The sequence below is a fragment of the Streptomyces sp. DSM 110735 genome (assembly GCF_016482685.1).
GTDB lineage: Bacteria > Actinomycetota > Actinomycetes > Streptomycetales > Streptomycetaceae > Streptomyces.
The window spans coordinates 1-16,738 of sequence record NZ_JACYHF010000017.1 but is presented as its reverse complement, the minus strand read 5'-3'; the positions used below and the strand labels follow the sequence as shown (position 1 = coordinate 16,738).

Genomic DNA, 16,738 nt, shown 5'->3' with positions numbered 1-16,738 from the left:
TCAGGCGTCCTGGTAGGGGAAGCGGGCGAGGGGCGCGTCGCCCGCGAAGAAGGTCTTGGCGCGGGCCAGCGCGTCGGTGTCCTTGCGTACGTCACCGGGTGCGCTGCCGTTGCCGAGCAGGACGCCGCCGAAGCGCATCCCCATGTACGCGGCCGAGTTGTTGAGCGTGCCCACCAGCGGGTCGGCGACCGAGGGGTTCGCGCCCGCGAGCGCCGTCACGCCCCACAGGGTCCGCCCGGCCATGTGCTCCTTGAAGCCGAGCCCGGGGATGCGCAGCCAGCCCGACCAGTGGTCCAGGTAGTGCTTGGTGAGGTACGAGACGGAGTACCAGTACAGCGGCGAGGCGATCACCACGTCCGTCGCCGCGAGGGTGGCGTCCAGCAGCCGTCCGACGGGGGTGTCCGAGGCGGGCCGTACGTGATCGCTGTCGTGCCGCAGGTCGGTGAACTCGGGCAGCGGCAGCTCGGACAGCCGCAGCCACTCCTGCTCCGTGTCGGAAGGGAGCTGCTCGGCGGCGGTACGGGCCAGGAACTCGGTGTTGCCCTCGGTGCGGGCGCTGCCCAGAACGAAGACGAAGCGGCGGTTCATGGTTCTCCCGGGGTGGTGGCGGTCCCTGATACAGACGCAAGCATCTTATGCACACGCACTTATTCCGGGTCGACCTTTCTCAAGGTCCGTCTCTCTGTCTCTCTGTCTCTCCGACCCTCTGGGCTGATGCGAGGCTGTGACGCGCCGGTGACGGCCCGGCCGAGGAGCGCCGGGCACACTGGCAGACAGGAGGCGTACGGCCGGATGGCGGCGCCGGGGGAGTGAGGAAACGATGTCCGGACTGAGTCTGGAGAAGAAGCGCGCGGTGTCGGTCCCGGCGGCGCGGCACCTACCTGCCGAACCGATTCAGCAGACCGAGCCCGTCCCACCCGCGAGCCGCTTCGACACCCTGGCCGAGGAAATCCTCTCCGACTCCCTGACCGGTCCCCTCGCCCCGATAGCCGAGGCGATCCGCGACGGCCGCATCCCGGAAGCGGCGACCCTGGCGTCCCGCACGACAGCCCACGCAGCCCGCGCGCTCGGCCCCCGCCACCCCGAGGTCCTCACCCTCGGCGAACTCGCCGCCTACATCGCCTACTTGACCGGCGACGTCCGCCACGCCTGCGAACTCTCCCTCAACCTCGCCTACCGCCACCGCGAATCCGCCAACCCCGCCGCCGCCTACGCCAACGTCCTCAGCGCGGCGGCGGCCTGGCGAGCGATCCCGGACCCGGCAAGCGCCCTCCCCCTCGGCCACACCCTGACCACCCTCTGGACCCTCCTCCTGACGGAACCGGGTCCGGCATCGACAGATGACCCGCATCTGCTGGAGTCGGCGCGGGAACGCCTACCGCGCCTGGCGGCGCGGGCGCGAGCTGCCGGGCGCCCGACCTAGACCTCCCGCTCGCCCACCAGGCGGACATATTCCGCGTCGCGCGAGACGTCGGTGAGGCGGAAGCCCGCAGGCAACGCGACCGGTGGATGCCGTGGTGGGGCGTACGGTACGCCGCTCGGCGTGGGCGGCAGGTAACAGATCACCCGGTCGGCAAGCGCCGCGAGGGACGAACCGGCGGACGCCCCCTCGACCAGAACGGACCGCACGCCTGCCCCGTCGAGCACCTTCAGCACCTCGTCCCCACTGGCGCCCGGAGAGAGCCGGGGAACCCGGAAAACCCCGTCCCCGTGACGACCGGGATTCCCTTCCTCGACCTTTCCGCTCGCCCGGATCACCACGTCGTACGACTGCCGCAGCCGCCGGACCTCGTCGGACACCGGGCTCCGCCGCTCGCCCTCTCCCGCGCCGTACACCCAGGTGACGAACGGCCGTCCACGCGTCAGCGAAGCCAGCCAGGGCCCGAGGACCAGCAATGCCTCGTCCGCGAGCACACCCTGCTCCACCTCCACCCCCGCCGCCCGCAGCAGTGCCGCCCCGCCCTCCCCGCGCGAGGTCGGGTCCAGCACGGCGATCAGCACCCGGGCGACCCCGGCGTCGATCAACGCCTCCCGGCAAGGAGGCGTACGTCCGTAGTGATTGCACGGCTCCAGCGTGACCACCGCCGTACCGCCCACCGCCCGCCCTCCGGCCGCCTCAAGCGCGTTGACCTCGGCGTGGGACTCCCCCTTCCGCACGTGATACCCCTCGCCCACGACCCGCCCGTCCCTGCCGAGCACCACACACCCGACCGGCGGATTCGGACTCGTCGACCCGAGCCCCTGAGCGGAGATGGCGATGGCCCGCCTCATGGCGTCCAGTTCATACGCCTTCACGAGGCAGCGCCGTCAGCCAGTCCGCCGTCTGGAACGCCGGTGGGATCTCGTCCTCCGCCGGGTCGACTCCGAGGTGCTCCAGTTCGTCGTACCAGCGGTCGCGCTGCGATTCCGGGAGACGGTGGCCGCACCACGGGCAGTAGTCGATGGTGAGGCTGGAGGTGCCGCCGTCGTGGATGATCAGGGCGTATTCCTGGAAGCGGGGGGTGAAGTCGATCAGGGCGTCGGGGCAGGTGAAGGGGTCGGCGTGGTGGGGGCAGCGGGTGTTGACCTGGGCGGTCATCGACTCGCAGCAGTGGTCGGTCATGGGCTCGGCTTTCCTTGGGACACTCGCGTCGGCTAGGGCCTGTCCGGCGGATCTTCGTGGGCCCGCGACGCCTGGCACGCACTCTCGCCGCACGCCCGAATCACCCGAGTACGTCCAGTACGAGGGAGATCCGGGCGCACGCCGAGAGCACGCACCAGACGCCGCGGGCTGCTCCACGAAGATCCGCCGGACAGGCCCTAGCTGACGCAGAACTCGTTGCCTTCCGGATCCGCCAGGACCACCCAGTCGCCCGCCGGTTCGGAGACCTCGCGCAGGACGCGGGCGCCGAGGGACTTCAGGCGGGTGATCTCCTCGGCGCGGTGGTCGGGGCCCGGGTGGAGGTCGATGTGGAGGCGGTTCTTCCCCGTCTTCGGTTCGGGGACGCGCTGGAAGAGGAGGCGTCGGCCGAGACCGGTGCCCGTGGCGGGGTCGTAGGGGTCGTCGGGGTGGCGTACGCCCGCGAGGTCACGGAAGGCGGGGTGCCCGTGGTACTCCACGGTGGCCTCGCCGTCGAGCGCGCCGAAGGACAGCAGGCGTTCGATCAGCGCGCTGTTGTCCTCGGGCTCGTAACGCAGGGCAGCGGCCCAGAAGTCAGCCTGCGCGTGCGGGTCGGCCGCGTCGATGACGAGCTTCCAGTGCAGCGGGGCGGGGGAGGACGGGTTCGTCATGTCCCACTTATAGCGGTGGGGGTGGGCGGGTGCCGGGTGATCGGCGGAACGGGGCGTGGGGGCGTCGCGGCGGCACCCCCCCGGGTGCCGGGTGCGGTTACGGGAGGGTCGCGCGCCGCAAGCGCCCGCTCAGGACTCCGCCGTAGCCGCCTCCGCCGCAGCCGCCGTCGGCTCCACCTCCGCCGAAGCCCCCGGAACCTCCGCCGGAGCCGACGCCGAAGACGACGCCGCCCCCGACACCCCCGCCGACCGCGCCACCACCCGCGCCCTCCGCACGGAGTGCATCGCGTTCCATGTCAGGAGGATCAGGGCGAGCCAGACCAGGGCGAAACCCGCCCAGCGTTCCGGGGGCATCGCCTCGTGGAAGTAGAGGATGCCGAGGAGGAACTGGAAGACGGGGGCGAGGTACTGGAGGAGGCCGAGGGTGGAGAGGGGGACGCGGATGGCGGCCGCGCCGAAGCAGACCAGGGGGAGGGCGGTGACGATGCCGGTCGAGGCGAGGAGCGCCGCGTGGCCGGGACCGTCGGTGGTGAAGGTGGCGCCGCCGTGGACGGAGAGCCAGATCAGATAGGCGAGCGCGGGCAGGAACTGGATCGCGGTCTCGGCGGCCAGCGACTCGACACCGCCGAGCCCGACCTTCTTCTTGACCAGCCCGTACGTCGCGAAGCTGAAGGCGAGACAGAGGGAGATCCACGGCGGACGGCCGTAGCCGACGGTCAGGACGACGACGGCGGCGAAGCCCACACCGACCGCCGCCCACTGCACCGGCCGCAGCCGTTCCTTGAGCAGCAGCACGCCCATCGCGATGGTCACCAGCGGGTTGATGAAGTACCCGAGGGACGCCTCCACCACGTGACCCGCGTTCACAGCCCAGATGTAGACGCCCCAGTTCACAGTGATGACCGCCGCCGCCAGCGTGATCAGCGCGAGGCGGCGCGGCTGCCGCAGCAGCTCACCGGCCCACGCCCAGCGCCGTACGAAGAGCAGCGCGACCGCGACGAACACCAGCGACCACGCCATCCGGTGGGCCAGGATCTCCATCGCCCCGGCGGGCTTCAGCAGCGGCCAGAACAGGGGGACCAGACCCCACATGCCGTAGGCCGCGAAGCCGTTCAGCAGACCTATTCGGTGCTCACCCTTGGACGTCCCGGCCACGGGCCCCTCCTTCTCGCATTTCCAGCCACGCGAGGAAGAAGGTAGCGCCGCCGCGGGCCGCGTGTCATGCCCGTATCGCCATACGGTCATGACACGCGGCCCGGCAAGGGCATTCAGTCCTTCAGCGCCGCCTCGACCGCGACCGCCAGCGGCGTCGTCGGGCGCCCGATCAGGCGCGACAGCTCCCCGCCGGAGACCACCAGGTCACCCCGCTCGATCGCCTGGTCCACCTCGGCGAACACCGTCACGAGCGCCTCCGGCAGCCCGGCGCCGGTGAGGATCGCCTCCAGCTCCGGCACGGAGACCGACCGGTAGGCGATCTCCCGCCCGGTCGCCCGGCTCAGCTCCGCCGCGTACTCGGCGAAGCCCCACGCCTCGTCGCCGCCCAGCTCGTACGTCGTGTTCTCGTGACCCTCGCCGGTCAGCACCGCGACCGCCGCGGCGGCGTAGTCGGCGCGCGCGGCAGAGGAGACGCGGCCGTCGCCCGCCGCCGCGACCACCGCGTCGTGGGCGAGGACCGGCGCCAGGTTCTCGGTGTAGTTCTCGTGGTACCAGCCGTTGCGCAGCAGCGAGTACGGCAGCCCGGAGGCGAGCAGCGCCTTCTCGGTGGCCCGGTGCGGGTCGGTCAGCCGTACGTTCAGCGTGCCCGGCGCGCTGGTGTACGCAAGCAGCGCCACCCCCGCAGCCTTGGCCGCGTCGATGACGACCTGGTGCTGGACCGCGCGGTCCTTGGTGATCTCGTTGCCCGAGATCAGCAGGACCTTGTCGCCCGGGGCGAGGAGACCGTCGAAGGTCTCGGGGGCGTTGTAGTCCGCGACGGCGATCCGCACCCCGCGCGCGGCGAGGTCGGCGCCCTTCGCCTCGTCCCGTACGACGGCGGTGATCTCCCCCGCGGGGACCTGCTCCAGCAACTGCTCCACGACCAGACGGCCGAGGTGTCCGGTGGCTCCGGTGACGACGATGCTCATGGGTGCGCTCCTTGAGGGCGGTAAGCCGGGTCGGTATGCACTCACCCTAGGAGCGGCGCTAACCAAGCGAAAGTACCCACTTTGAAGTAAGGTACTGGCATGGCAGTAAGTGACATGGCGGAAGCCGAGGCCCAGTGCCCGTACCGGCTGGTCCTGGAGCACGTCACCAGCCGCTGGGGCGTCCTCGTGCTGATCGAGCTGCTCGACCGCTCCTACCGGTTCGGCGAGCTGCGCCGCGCCATCGACCGCTGGAACGGCCGGGGCGTCAGCGAGAAGATGCTCACCCAGACCCTCCAGACCCTGGAGCGCGACGGACTGGTCCACCGCGACGCCCAGCCCGTCATCCCGCCCCGCGTGGACTACTCCCTCACCCCGCTCGGCCGCGAGGCCGCCGAACAGGTCAGGTCGCTGGCCCAGTGGACCCACGACCGCATGGACCGGGTGGACGCGGCGCGCCGGACGTACGACGAAGCCCGGACCGCGTCCGCCGCCCGGGCTTCCTGAACCCGGACGCGCGGACCCGCCCGGGCTCCGTCACCTCGGCGTTCCTCAGCCGATGACCGTCCAACTGTCGCCGCCCGCCAGCAGCGCCGCCAGATCGCCCTTGCCCCGCTGCTCGATCGCCGTGTCGAGCTGGTCGGACATGAGCGTGTCGTAGACCGGACGCTCCACCGAGCGGAACACCCCGATCGGGGTGTGGTGCAGGGTGTCGGGGTCGGCCAGGCGGGAGAGCGCGAAGGCGGTGGTGGGGGAGTCGGCGTGGGCGTTGTGGACCAGCAGGTCCGCCTCGTTCTCCGGGGTGACGTCGACGACCTTCAGGTCACCGGTCGCCCGGTCGCGCACGACCCCGCGCTCGCCGTCCGCGCCGCCGAACCGCACCGGCTGCCCGTGCTCCAGGCGGATCAGCGCCTCCTCGGCGCGCTGCTTGTCCTTGAGGGCGTCGAAGGCGCCGTCGTTGAAGATGTTGCAGTTCTGGTAGATCTCGATCAGCGCCGTGCCGGGGTGGTCCGCCGCCTGCCGCAGGACCTCGGTGAGGTGCTTGCGGTCGGAGTCGATCGTGCGGGCCACGAAGGACGCCTCCGCGCCGAGCGCGAGCGAGACCGGGTTGAACGGCGCGTCCAGCGAGCCCATCGGCGTCGACTTGGTGATCTTGCCCAGCTCGGAGGTCGGGCTGTACTGCCCCTTGGTCAGACCGTAGATCCGGTTGTTGAACAGCAGGATCTTGAGGTTGACGTTGCGGCGCAGCGCGTGGATCAGATGGTTGCCGCCGATGGACAGGGCGTCGCCGTCGCCCGTGACCACCCACACGCTCAGGTCCCGCCGGGAGGCGGCGAGTCCGGTCGCGATGGCCGGGGCGCGTCCGTGGATGGAGTGCATCCCGTAGGTGTTCATGTAATAGGGGAAGCGGGAGGAGCAGCCGATCCCGGAGACGAAGACGATGTTCTCCTTCGCCAGCCCCAGCTCCGGCATGAAGCCCTGCACGGCGGCGAGGATCGCGTAGTCACCGCACCCCGGGCACCAGCGGACCTCCTGGTCGGACTTGAAGTCCTTCATCGACTGCTTGGCCTCCGCCTTGGGGACCAGTTGGAGCAGCCCGTTGCCCAGGTCAGTCATCGATGGCCTCCTTCAGCGCGGCGGCAAGCTGTTCCGCCTTGAACGGCATCCCGTTGACCTGGTTGTAGGAGCGCGCGTCCACCAGGTACTTCGCCCGGATCAGGGTGGCGAGCTGGCCGAGGTTCATCTCGGGGATCACCACCTTGTCGTAGCGCGCGAGGACCTCGCCCAGGTTGGCGGGGAAGGGGTTGAGGTGGCGCAGATGAGCCTGGGCGATCGGCTCGCCGGCCGTGCGCAGCCGCCGTACCGCCGCCGTGATCGGGCCGTACGTCGAACCCCAGCCCAGCACCAGCGTGCGGGCGCCGTCCTGGTCGTCCACCCGGAGGTCGGGGACCTCGATGCCGTCGATCTTCGCCTGGCGGGTGCGGACCATCAGATCGTGGTTCGCGGGGTCGTAGGAGATGTTGCCCGTGCCGTCCTGCTTCTCGATGCCGCCGATGCGGTGCTCGAGACCGGGCGTGCCCGGGATCGCCCAGGGGCGGGCCAGGGTCAGCGGGTCGCGTTTGTACGGCCAGAAGACCTCGGTGCCGTCCTCCAGGGTGTGGTTCGGACCCTGCGCGAACCGCACGGTCAGGTCCGGGAGTTCGTCCGACTCCGGGATGCGCCACGGCTCCGAGCCGTTGGCCAGGTAGCCGTCGGAGAGCAGGAACACCGGGGTGCGGTAGGTCAGCGCGATCCGGGCCGCCTCCAGCGCCGCGTCGAAGCAGTCGGCCGGGGTTCTCGGCGCGACCACCGGGACCGGCGCCTCGCCGTTGCGGCCGTACATCGCCTGGAGCAGGTCGGCCTGCTCGGTCTTGGTCGGCAGACCGGTCGAGGGACCACCGCGCTGGATGTCGACGATCAGCAGCGGCAGCTCCAGCGAGACCGCGAGCCCGATCGTCTCGCTCTTGAGCGCCACGCCCGGACCACTGGTCGTCGTCACCGCGAGGCTGCCGCCGAACGCCGCGCCCAGCGCCGCGCCGATCCCCGCGATCTCGTCCTCCGCCTGGAAGGTCCGCACACCGAAGTTCTTGTGTTTGGACAGCTCGTGCAGGATGTCGGAGGCGGGGGTGATCGGGTACGAGCCGAGGAACAGCGGCAGATCCGCCTGCCGGGAGGCGGTGATCAGCCCGTAGGACAGGGCGAGGTTGCCCGAGATGTTGCGGTACAGACCCGGCGGGAAGGCGCGGGCGGCCGGGGCGACCTCGTAGGAGACGGCGAAGTCCTCGGTCGTCTCGCCGAAGTTCCAGCCCGCGCGGTAGGCGGCGATGTTCGCCGCCGCGATGTCCGGCTTCTTGGCGAACTTGGTGCGCAGGAACTTCTCGGTGCCCTCGGTGGGGCGGTGGTACATCCAGCTCAGCAGCCCGAGGGCGAACATGTTCTTGCTGCGCTCGGCCTCCTTGCGGGAGAGGTCGAACTCCTTGAGCGCCTCGACCGTGAGCGTGGTGAGCGGCACCGGGTGCAGTTGGTAGCCGTCCAGCGAGCCGTCCTCCAGCGGGTCGCCCGCGTAGCCGACCTTCTGCAGGGCGCGCTTGGTGAACTCGTCGGTGTTGACGATGATCTCGGCGCCGCGCGGCAGGTCGCCGATGTTGGCCTTCAGCGCGGCCGGGTTCATCGCGACCAGCACGTTCGGCGCGTCGCCCGGGGTGAGGATGTCGTGGTCGGCGAAGTGGAGCTGGAACGAGGAGACACCCGGCAGGGTGCCCGCGGGGGCACGGATCTCGGCGGGGAAGTTGGGGAGCGTGGAGAGGTCGTTGCCGAAGGACGCGGTCTCCGAGGTGAAGCGGTCGCCGGTGAGCTGCATCCCGTCACCCGAGTCCCCCGCGAACCGGATGATCACCCGGTCCAGGCGCCGCACGTCCTTCGCGCCGCCCGGTGTGCGCTGCTCTCCCACGACCGTGTCGTCGGCCGGTTCCGCTGGGCTGCTGACCTGGCTGGTCACTGAACTGGACCTCCTTCGAGGCGGCTGTCCATGGGCGGCCGTCCCACCGGCCGTCCAGGATCAACCCTACGTCGGTTAGGGTCGCCTTCCGAGGGAATCCACATGGTGGACGGCTCCCCGGGACGGCCTCGCGGGCTGACAGCTCATGATTTCCCGTCACCCCCGAGGACCACTCGAAAGACACTCCCCAGGTGGCCCCTGGTTTCACCCGGGTTCCCCCGGCGCCGGACGCGAACAGTCCCCGTGAGAACAGTCCCCATAAGGAGTGACCCCCACGGCGCCCGTAGGGGAGCGCCCCTACGGGCGCGGACACGTCCCCTACGAGTTCAGGTACGTCAGCACCGCCAGCACCCGCCGGTGGTCCCCCTCGCTCGGGGCGAGCCCCAGCTTGAGGAAGATGTTGCTGACGTGCTTCTCCACCGCGCCGTCGCTGACCACCAACTGCTTGGCCACCGCCGAGTTCGTCCGCCCCTCCGCCATCAGCCCCAGCACCTCGCGCTCGCGCGGGGTCAGCCCGGCCAGCACATCCTGCCTGCGGCTGCGCCCGAGCAACTGCGCGACGACCTCGGGGTCGAGCGCCGTACCGCCCCCGGCCACCCGGACCACCGCGTCCACGAACTCGCGCACGTCGGCGACCCGGTCCTTCAGCAGATACCCCACGCCCCGGCTGGACGCGGCCAGCAGCTCGGTGGCGTACCGCTCCTCCACGTACTGCGAAAGGACCAGCACCCCGAGCCCCGGGTGCGCCTTGCGCAGCTCGACCGCGGCGCGTACGCCCTCGTCGGTGTGGGTCGGGGGCATCCGTACGTCCGCCACCACCACGTCCGGCAGCTCGCCCGCCGCGTTCAGCTCGGTGACGGTCTTGACCAGCGCCTTCGCGTCCCCGACCCCGGCGACCACCTCGTGACCCCGGTCGGTCAGCAGCCGGGTCAGCCCCTCCCTGAGCAGCACCGAGTCCTCGGCGATGACCACGCGCACCCTGTTCTCCACGATCTCCCGGCCCCCCACAGCCCGTTGCCACGACGCCTTGTCCACCACGGGACCAGCATCCCAGCAAAGAGGGCGGTGCGGGGGTCTCTCCACCTCGGCTGTGCTGTCGCCGCCCGGCTCAGTCCCGCCAGGGAAGTTCCGCCGTGATCCGGGTCGGACCGCCGGGCGGGGAGTCGACCACCAGCAGACCGTCCACGGCGCCCAGGCGCGCCGACAGACCCGCGAGTCCGGAGCCCTTGGCGGGGTCGGCGCCGCCCACACCGTCGTCCGTGACCAGCAGCATCAGCCGGTCGTCGGTGCGCCAGAGGTCGACGGTGGCGCGGTGGGCGCGGCTGTGCTTGCTGATGTTCTGGAGCAGCTCGGAGGCGGTGTAGTACGCGATGCCCTCGATGGCGGGGGCGGGACGGCTCGGCAGGTCGGTGGTGACGGTCACCGGGACCGTGCAGCGGCTGGCGACGGAGGAGAGCGCCGGGTCGAGACCCCGGTCGGTGAGGACGGCGGGATGGATGCCCCGCGCCAGGTCGCGCAGCTCCCGCAGGGCGGTCTTCACCTCGCCGTGCGCCTCGTCGACCATGCGGGCAGCCGCCTCCGGGTCCTCGCGCAGCTTCTCCTTCGCGAGACCGAGGTCCATGGCGAGGTTGACCAGCCGCGCCTGGGCGCCGTCGTGCAGATCCCGCTCGATGCGCCGCAGGTCCGCCGCCGCCGTGTCCACCACCGTCCCGCGCCCCGACTCCAGCCGCTCCACACGCCGCGCGAGCCGCGAGGGACCGAGCAGCCCGCGCACCAGCAGCCCGTCCACCGTGGTCAGACCCCGCAGGACCCACGGCGTGAGCAGCGTGAACACCAGACCGGTCAGCGCGGTCACGGTGATCTCGAAGGGGTTGTCCAGATACACGCTGTGGTGCGCGTCGCCGTAGAGCTGGATGCCGCCCTGCCCGGCGTACATCGGGAACACCCAGAACCACAGCGGGTACGTCAGCAGCGCCCAGCCGTACGTCCAGAAGCTCAGCCCGACCGCGAAGGAGAACACCGCCCACGGGAAGCGGAGCAGCGCGAAGAGGAGGGTCCGCCAGGAGCTGCCGCTCTTCAGCACGGCGCCGATCCAGGCGAGGGCACCGGGTCCCCGTACGGTCAGCGGCTCCGGCTCCGCCACCTCGACCCGGAGCAGCCCGCGCGCCCGCGCCCGCTCCAGCGCCCCGAACCCCCGGCAGCCCGCAAGCCCCAGCGCCAGCACCGGAACCCCGACGAACGTCACCAGCAGCCCCGCGCCGAGCGACACCGCCGTCACCGCCCACACGAACATCGCGATCGCGATCGGCAGGCTCAGCAGCACATACCCGAACTCCCGCCAGGTCCGCCCCTCGAACGGCGCCCGCAACCCGGCCGGCACACGAGGGCTCCGCCCGCCGCCGGATGCACTGGAAACCCGGTACCCCTGTCCGTCGTACTCGGTGGCCATCGCCGCGAACCGTCCTCTCGTCACCTGTCCGAACGTGCCTCCAGGCTCCCGCGGGGGATGGGCGCGGGGCCATGACGTGGGCCGGTGTGGTGGGCGGGGGTTTTCCCTACCGTTCGGCCTCCGGCGGGCTGTGGGTCAGTCCCGGGCGTCGTAGGCGACGCGGGCCTCCCACACCTCGGCCATGTGGTCCTCGGCCCAGCCCTTGATCGCGCGCATGACGGGCAGGAGGGAACGGCCGAGCGGGGTGAGCGCGTAGTCGACGCGGACGGGGACGGCGGGGGTCACGGTCCGGGTGACCAGGCCGTCGCGCTCCAGGTGCCGGAGGGTCTGGGTAAGCATCTTCTGGCTCACCCCGGCCAGCCTGCGGTGCAGGTCGCTGTACCGCTTCGGGCCGTCGGCGAGCGCGGTGACCGTGAGGCTGACCCACTTGTCGGCGATGCGGTCCAGGAGCTGGCGGGCCGGGCATTCGGCGAGGTAGGCGTCGTACTCGCGCTTCGCCTCGGTCCTGCGCTGCGCGGCGGTGCGGGTGGGCATGGCTCTCCTTTCGGTGCCGAGGGCACCTCGAAGTACGTACTTCCTGCTGGAGAGTAGCCCTCCCTACGGTGAGCGGCATGAGCGCTGAGAACGCGGGCGGGACGATGCGGGCGGTGGTGGCCCGGGGGTACGGCGGGACCGAGGTGCTGGAGACGGTGACGGTTCCGCTGCCGGAACCAGGGCCCGGACAGATACGGATCCGGGTCGAGGCGGCGACGGTCAACCCTGTCGATCTGGCCACCCGTTCCGGCGCGCTGGTCGAGGGCGGGCTGATGGCGGCGCGGTCGTGCACGGGCCTCGGCTGGGACGTTGCGGGCGTGGTCGACCGGCCCGGGGCCGGGGTGACGGCGTTCGCGCCGGGGGAGCCGGTGATCGGGCTGCGTGATCTGCTGGACGTGTCGCTGGGGACGTATGCGGAGTACGTGGTGCTGGACGCGGCGGCGGTGGCGCCGACGCCGCCCGGTGTCTCCCCGGTGGCCGCCGCGACCCTGCCGCTGAACGGCCTCACGGCCGCGCAGTCCCTGGACGCGCTGGACCTCGCCCCCGGCGACACCCTGCTGGTGACCGGCGCGGCCGGGGCGGTGGGCGGCTTCGCCGTGGAACTGGCGGTACGGCGCGGTCTGCGTGTCGTGGCCCAAGTAGGCGCGCGGGACAGGGAGTTCGTGCGCGGCCTCGGTGCGGGACGGACCGTCGGGCGGGATGCCTCCGCGCTCGCGGCCGAGGTCCGGCGGGTGATCCCGGGCGGGGTCGACGCCGTCCTCGACACGGCCGGACTCGGCATCCGGGCCCTGGCCGCCGTGCGCACGCGGGGTGCGTACGTCACGGCGGCCGTGGGGACGGCGCCGCCTCCGCTGCGCGGCATCCGGACCCATGAGCAGTGGATCAGCGCGGACGGGGTGGCGTTGGCCGGCCTCGCCGCGCTGGGCCTGACGTTGCGGGTGGCGGACGTGCTCCCGCTGGAGGGGGCGGCACGGGCGCACGAGCGGTTGGCGGAGGGCGGGCTGCGGGGGCGGCTGGTGCTGGCGCCCTCGACGCATTAGGCGGGCGCCCGCTCCTACGCCGTACGGTCCCGTCTACGCCATCCGGTCCCGCCACGGCAGTTCCGCCGTGATCGTCGTCGGGCCGCCCGGCGGGGAGTCGATCAGGAGGAGCCCGTCGACCGCGCCGAGGCGTTCGGTGAGGCCGTGGAGACCGCCGCCGGGGGAGGCGGTCGCGCCGCCCGTGCCGTCGTCGCGGACCTGGAGCATCAGGCGGTCGTCGGTGCGCCAGAGGTCGACGGTGGCGTGGTGGGCGCGGCTGTGTTTGCTGATGTTCTGGAGGAGTTCGCTGGCGGTGTAGTAGGCGATGCCCTCGATGGCGGGGGCGGGGCGCGTGGGGAGATCCGTGGTGACGGTCACCGGGACCGTGCAGCGGGCGGCGATGGAGGAGAGCGCCGCGTCGAGTCCGCGGTCGGTGAGGACGGCGGGGTGGATGCCCCGGGCGAGGTCGCGCAGCTCCCGCAGGGCGGTCTTCACCTCGCCGTGGGCGTCGTCGACCATGCGGGCGGCGGTCTCCGGGTCCTCCAGCAGCTTCTCCTTGGCGAGCCCCAGCTCCATGGCGAGGTTGACCAGGCGCGCCTGAGCCCCGTCGTGCAGGTCCCGCTCGATGCGCCGCAGGTCCGCCGCCGCCGTGTCCACGACCACTCCCCGGTCGGACTCCAGCTCGGCTATCCGCCGCTCCAGCTCGTCCGAGGGCGACAGCAGACCCCGGGCCAGCGCCCGGTCCACGTTCGTCAGTCCCCGGGCGATGAACGACAGTACCGGCCAGAGCACGAACAGCGAGGTCAGGACCGTGCAGAAGGTGAAGATGCCCCAGGGCAGCCGGATGAAGAAGTAGAGCAGCGCCCGCCAGCCCACCGGATCACGCAGCACGAGCCACAGCCGCCGCGCCGCCCTCCGGTCCCGTCCGCGCAGCACCGCCAGCGGCGACGGCTCGGGCACCCGCACCCCGAGCAGCCCGCCCACCCGCGCCCGCTCCAGCCGCCCGAGCAGCCGCGCCCCCAGCAGACAGCCCGCGAGCAGCGGCAGCCCGAGCACCGTCACCGTCAGCCCCGCGCTGACGGACACGCAGGTGACGACATAGGTGAACCCGAACACCGCCACCGGCAGGTTCAGCAGAAGGAACGCGATCTCCTTCCAGGTCTGGCCACCGAAGGGGAGCCGGGCGGGGGAGAGGGGTTCGGCGTCGGAGGGGGAGACGGGGGCGTCGGTCCGGCGGGCGTGGTCCGTCCCACGGGCGTCGGTCCGGAGGGCGTGAGCGGCGTCGGTCGGGAGGGCGTGAGCGGTCCGGACGTTGCCCTCGTCCCGGCTCGCGGCGGAGGCGGCAGCGGTCATGGCGGTCAGCCTGCCGTGTCCCACACCCCCCGCGCCATGCGGCAGTCCGCCTTCCGCCCCCGGGGGAAAACCCCACCCCGCGCCCCTTCCCGCCCCTCTCAGCGCGTGACGACCTGCTTACCGCTCCTTTGCCAGGGCCTAGACTCCCGTGCATACAGACCCTCGGATCGCGTCACGTCACGCGGTTCACAGGGGTCACCCAGGGCACGCGGATCACACAGGTCAGGGAGCGAGGAGAAGGACGGTGCGGGAGACGTTGGGGGACTCGACGGTCGCCGCGGCCAGCCTCGCGGCGGACCACCCCGGGTCGTACTTCGGGTCGTACTCGGTCGTGGGGCTGCTCGCCGTCGTCGGCGTGCTCTTCGTCGCGGTCGCCTTCGGCGCGGGACGGCTGCTGCGGCCGGTCGTTCCCACCCCCGAGAAGCTCATGACGTACGAGTGCGGCGTCGACCCGGTCGGCGAGGGCTGGGCGCACACCCAGGTCCGCTACTACGTGTACGCGTTCCTCTACGTGATCTTCGCCGTCGACTCGATCTTCCTGTTCCCCTGGGCGACGGTCTTCGCCGCCCCCGGCTATGGCGCGACGACCCTCGTGGAGATGTTCATCTTCCTGGGCTTCCTCGCCGTCGGCCTGCTGTACGCATACAAGAAGGGCGTCCTGACATGGACGTGAACCCGGCCGCGACCTCCGCCGCCGCCTCCGCCGAGCCGGTGCCGCTGCCCGAGCCGAAGCGGCTCGGCGCGCTCGCCCGGCTCGCCCCCGAGCCGATGAAGGTCGTCCTCAACTGGGGCCGCCGCTACTCCCTCTGGGTCTTCAACTTCGGTCTCGCCTGCTGCGCGATCGAGTTCATCGCCGCGTCGATGGCCCGGCACGACTTCATCCGCCTCGGCGTCATCCCCTTCGCGCCGGGTCCCCGCCAGGCGGACCTGATGGTCGTCTCCGGCACGGTCACCGACAAGATGGCGCCCGCCGTGAAGCGGCTCTACGAGCAGATGCCCGAGCCGAAGTACGTCATCTCCTTCGGCGCCTGCTCCAACTGCGGCGGACCGTACTGGGACTCGTACTCCGTCACCAAGGGCGTCGACCAGATCATCCCGGTCGACGTGTACGTCCCCGGCTGCCCGCCGCGCCCCGAGGCGCTCCTCCAGGGCATCCTCAAGCTCCAGGAGAAGATCGCGCGCGAGTCGCTGGGCGAGCGGTACGGCTCCGCCAGGCCCTCCGCCGCCGCCCTCCAGAGCGGTCTGGTCAAGCCGCCCGCCGCCCCTGTCCAGGGGGACGCGCGATGACGACGACCGGCTGGCTGCCCGCCGACACCGAGGAACTGTTCGGACCGGGGGCCACGGCGGAGGAGTCGTACGACGTCCTCACGGTGGACGTCGCCCCGGACGCCTGGCTCGACGCCCTGGAAACGGCGCGTACGACCCTGACCTGCACGTACTTCGACTGGCTGAGCGCGGTGGACGAGCCCGGCACGGGTTTCCGGGTCTCCGCGCACGTGGTGGCCCTGGGTCCCGTACGGCGCCTGCTCGTCCGTACGACCGTGCCGCACGCGGCGCCGGTCCTGCCGTCCGCCGTCGGCGTCTACGCGGGTGCCGCCTGGCACGAGCGCGAGACCCACGAGATGTTCGGCGTCGACTTCACGGGCCACCCCGGACTCGAACACCTCCTCCTCCCCGAGAACTTCGAGGGTCACCCCCTCCGCAAGGACTTCGTCCTCGCCGCCCGCGTCGCCAAGGCATGGCCCGGCGCCAAGGAACCCGGCGAGTCGGAACACGGCACCCCCAAGCGCCGCCAGATGCTCCCCCCGGGCGTCCCGGACCCCAACGAATGGGGCCCCCTGAAGGGCCAGCTCCCTCCTGCCCCGACCCGCGAACGCCCCGCCCGCCGCACCCGCTCGGCCACGGAGGGCTCCCCCGGCGCGGAGTCCGCGGCGGCGGACCGCCCGGCACGTCGCACACGCTCGGCGTCGGAGGGCTCGGCCAGCCAGACGCCTCCGGCGACGGAGCGGCGTACGCGTTCTGCGTCGGAAGGCTCGGTGAGCCAGGACGCTTCCGCACCGGCGGAGCGTCCGGTGCGCCGTTCCCGCTCCGCCTCGGACGGCTCGGTGAGCCAGATCGCGGGGGCGACGGAGGCTGCTGGGGACACCGGGGCTGGATCGGCGGGTGGCGCCGACGGCACCGGATCGGTGGGCGAAACGGCTGGCACCGCCAACCCCGCTGACGCCCCGTCCACCGGCGAGGTCGCCGCAGGCACCCCCGCCCGACCCCGTCGCACCCGGAGCGCGAGCGACGGCTCGGTGAGCCAGACAGAGGACCCGGAGCCCGCACCGGAGACACCCGAGGCACCGGAGGAGCCCCGCACCCCCGCCCGACCCCGCCGCACCCGGAGCGCGAGCGACGGCTCGGTGAGCCAGACAGAGGACCCGGAGCCCGCACCGGAGACACCCGAGGCACC

The 16,738-nt window shown here is 72.0% G+C and carries 18 protein-coding genes; 6 read left to right on the top strand and 12 right to left on the bottom strand.

Annotated elements, in window-relative coordinates; genetic code table 11:
• A complete protein-coding gene (locus IF655_RS23185) occupies positions 1–588 on the bottom strand; it encodes a flavodoxin family protein (protein ID WP_199587027.1) in 588 nt (195 codons plus the stop codon).
• A gap of 232 nt (positions 589–820) precedes the next feature.
• On the opposite strand from IF655_RS23185, the gene IF655_RS23180 reads away from it, so the two are divergent.
• The gene (locus IF655_RS23180; protein WP_199587026.1) at positions 821–1,423 is read left to right on the top strand and encodes a hypothetical protein; all 603 of its coding nucleotides are present in this window, start codon (positions 821–823) and stop codon (positions 1,421–1,423) included.
• Here IF655_RS23180 and ribD read toward each other — a convergent pair.
• The 5 genes from ribD to IF655_RS23155 all read right to left on the bottom strand — a co-directional run bounded on the left by ribD (position 1,420) and on the right by IF655_RS23155 (position 5,393).
• Positions 1,420–2,271, bottom strand: coding sequence for a bifunctional diaminohydroxyphosphoribosylaminopyrimidine deaminase/5-amino-6-(5-phosphoribosylamino)uracil reductase RibD (gene ribD / locus IF655_RS23175; protein WP_199587025.1), 852 nt, complete (start codon positions 2,269–2,271; stop codon positions 1,420–1,422). The genes IF655_RS23180 and ribD overlap by 4 nt on opposite strands.
• 10 nt (positions 2,272–2,281) lie before the next feature.
• Positions 2,282–2,602 carry a hypothetical protein gene (locus tag IF655_RS23170; RefSeq protein ID WP_199587024.1) on the bottom strand — a complete coding sequence of 107 codons (321 nt, stop codon included), beginning with the start codon at positions 2,600–2,602 and terminating at the stop codon, positions 2,282–2,284.
• A gap of 197 nt (positions 2,603–2,799) precedes the next feature.
• Entirely contained in the window at positions 2,800–3,270 is a 471-nt protein-coding gene (locus IF655_RS23165) for a VOC family protein (protein WP_199587023.1), read from the bottom strand.
• A 129-nt stretch (positions 3,271–3,399) separates the two neighbouring features.
• Complete coding sequence (rarD, locus tag IF655_RS23160) at positions 3,400–4,425, bottom strand: EamA family transporter RarD (RefSeq protein WP_199587022.1); 1,026 nt, start codon at positions 4,423–4,425, stop codon at positions 3,400–3,402.
• A 113-nt stretch (positions 4,426–4,538) separates the two neighbouring features.
• The gene (locus IF655_RS23155) at positions 4,539–5,393 is read right to left on the bottom strand and encodes an SDR family oxidoreductase (protein ID WP_199587021.1); all 855 of its coding nucleotides are present in this window, start codon (positions 5,391–5,393) and stop codon (positions 4,539–4,541) included.
• Positions 5,394–5,492: 99 nt separating this feature from the next.
• Between IF655_RS23155 and IF655_RS23150 the strand changes: the two genes are divergently transcribed.
• Positions 5,493–5,897, top strand: a complete 405-nt coding sequence (locus IF655_RS23150; protein WP_199587020.1) for a helix-turn-helix domain-containing protein — start codon at positions 5,493–5,495, stop codon at positions 5,895–5,897.
• Between the two features lie 45 nt (positions 5,898–5,942).
• On the opposite strand, the gene IF655_RS23145 is transcribed toward IF655_RS23150, so the two are convergent.
• The 5 genes from IF655_RS23145 to IF655_RS23125 all read right to left on the bottom strand — a co-directional run bounded on the left by IF655_RS23145 (position 5,943) and on the right by IF655_RS23125 (position 11,911).
• Positions 5,943–7,007, bottom strand: coding sequence for a 2-oxoacid:ferredoxin oxidoreductase subunit beta (locus IF655_RS23145; RefSeq protein ID WP_199587019.1), 1,065 nt, complete (start codon positions 7,005–7,007; stop codon positions 5,943–5,945).
• Entirely contained in the window at positions 7,000–8,928 is a 1,929-nt protein-coding gene (locus tag IF655_RS23140) for a 2-oxoacid:acceptor oxidoreductase subunit alpha (RefSeq protein ID WP_199587018.1), read from the bottom strand. Before IF655_RS23140 ends, IF655_RS23145 begins: the two co-directional genes overlap by 8 nt.
• A 318-nt stretch (positions 8,929–9,246) precedes the next feature.
• Positions 9,247–9,918, bottom strand: coding sequence for a response regulator transcription factor (locus tag IF655_RS23135; protein WP_199587017.1), 672 nt, complete (start codon positions 9,916–9,918; stop codon positions 9,247–9,249).
• Positions 9,919–10,036: 118 nt separating this feature from the next.
• Positions 10,037–11,377, bottom strand: a complete 1,341-nt coding sequence (locus IF655_RS23130) for a sensor histidine kinase (protein WP_199587131.1) — start codon at positions 11,375–11,377, stop codon at positions 10,037–10,039.
• Positions 11,378–11,512: 135 nt separating this feature from the next.
• On the bottom strand, positions 11,513–11,911 hold the full coding sequence (locus IF655_RS23125; RefSeq protein ID WP_199587016.1) for a helix-turn-helix domain-containing protein: 399 nt from the start codon (positions 11,909–11,911) through the stop codon (positions 11,513–11,515).
• A gap of 77 nt (positions 11,912–11,988) precedes the next feature.
• On the opposite strand from IF655_RS23125, the gene IF655_RS23120 reads away from it, so the two are divergent.
• Positions 11,989–12,951 carry an NADP-dependent oxidoreductase gene (locus IF655_RS23120; protein ID WP_242488895.1) on the top strand — a complete coding sequence of 321 codons (963 nt, stop codon included), beginning with the start codon at positions 11,989–11,991 and terminating at the stop codon, positions 12,949–12,951.
• 33 nt (positions 12,952–12,984) lie between these two features.
• On the opposite strand, the gene IF655_RS23115 is transcribed toward IF655_RS23120, so the two are convergent.
• Positions 12,985–14,283, bottom strand: coding sequence for a sensor histidine kinase (locus tag IF655_RS23115; RefSeq protein WP_199587015.1), 1,299 nt, complete (start codon positions 14,281–14,283; stop codon positions 12,985–12,987).
• A 244-nt stretch (positions 14,284–14,527) separates the two neighbouring features.
• On the opposite strand from IF655_RS23115, the gene IF655_RS23110 reads away from it, so the two are divergent.
• The 3 genes from IF655_RS23110 to IF655_RS23100 form a co-directional block, all read left to right on the top strand.
• Complete coding sequence (locus IF655_RS23110) at positions 14,528–14,956, top strand: NADH-quinone oxidoreductase subunit A (protein WP_199587014.1); 429 nt, start codon at positions 14,528–14,530, stop codon at positions 14,954–14,956.
• A complete protein-coding gene (locus tag IF655_RS23105; RefSeq protein WP_199587013.1) occupies positions 14,947–15,570 on the top strand; it encodes an NADH-quinone oxidoreductase subunit B in 624 nt (207 codons plus the stop codon). Before IF655_RS23110 ends, IF655_RS23105 begins: the two co-directional genes overlap by 10 nt.
• On the top strand, positions 15,567–16,738 hold a 1,172-nt coding region (locus IF655_RS23100), incomplete at its 3' end, for an NADH-quinone oxidoreductase subunit C (protein WP_199587012.1). The genes IF655_RS23105 and IF655_RS23100, both read left to right, overlap by 4 nt.

What these genes read in the sequence shown, in the direction of transcription:
- IF655_RS23185 (WP_199587027.1), bottom strand. Translation starts at nt 588, where the DNA reads ATGAACCGCCGCTTCGTCTTCGTTCTGGGCAGCGCCCGCACCGAGGGC.
- IF655_RS23180 (WP_199587026.1), top strand. Translation starts at nt 821, where the DNA reads ATGTCCGGACTGAGTCTGGAGAAGAAGCGCGCGGTGTCGGTCCCGGCG.
- ribD (WP_199587025.1), bottom strand. Translation starts at nt 2,271, where the DNA reads ATGAGGCGGGCCATCGCCATCTCCGCTCAGGGGCTCGGGTCGACGAGT.
- IF655_RS23170 (WP_199587024.1), bottom strand. Translation starts at nt 2,602, where the DNA reads ATGACCGACCACTGCTGCGAGTCGATGACCGCCCAGGTCAACACCCGC.
- IF655_RS23165 (WP_199587023.1), bottom strand. Translation starts at nt 3,270, where the DNA reads ATGACGAACCCGTCCTCCCCCGCCCCGCTGCACTGGAAGCTCGTCATC.
- IF655_RS23155 (WP_199587021.1), bottom strand. Translation starts at nt 5,393, where the DNA reads ATGAGCATCGTCGTCACCGGAGCCACCGGACACCTCGGCCGTCTGGTC.
- IF655_RS23150 (WP_199587020.1), top strand. Translation starts at nt 5,493, where the DNA reads ATGGCAGTAAGTGACATGGCGGAAGCCGAGGCCCAGTGCCCGTACCGG.
- IF655_RS23145 (WP_199587019.1), bottom strand. Translation starts at nt 7,007, where the DNA reads ATGACTGACCTGGGCAACGGGCTGCTCCAACTGGTCCCCAAGGCGGAG.
- IF655_RS23130 (WP_199587131.1), bottom strand. Translation starts at nt 11,377, where the DNA reads ATGGCCACCGAGTACGACGGACAGGGGTACCGGGTTTCCAGTGCATCC.
- IF655_RS23125 (WP_199587016.1), bottom strand. Translation starts at nt 11,911, where the DNA reads ATGCCCACCCGCACCGCCGCGCAGCGCAGGACCGAGGCGAAGCGCGAG.
- IF655_RS23120 (WP_242488895.1), top strand. Translation starts at nt 11,989, where the DNA reads ATGAGCGCTGAGAACGCGGGCGGGACGATGCGGGCGGTGGTGGCCCGG.
- IF655_RS23115 (WP_199587015.1), bottom strand. Translation starts at nt 14,283, where the DNA reads ATGACCGCTGCCGCCTCCGCCGCGAGCCGGGACGAGGGCAACGTCCGG.
- IF655_RS23105 (WP_199587013.1), top strand. Translation starts at nt 14,947, where the DNA reads ATGGACGTGAACCCGGCCGCGACCTCCGCCGCCGCCTCCGCCGAGCCG.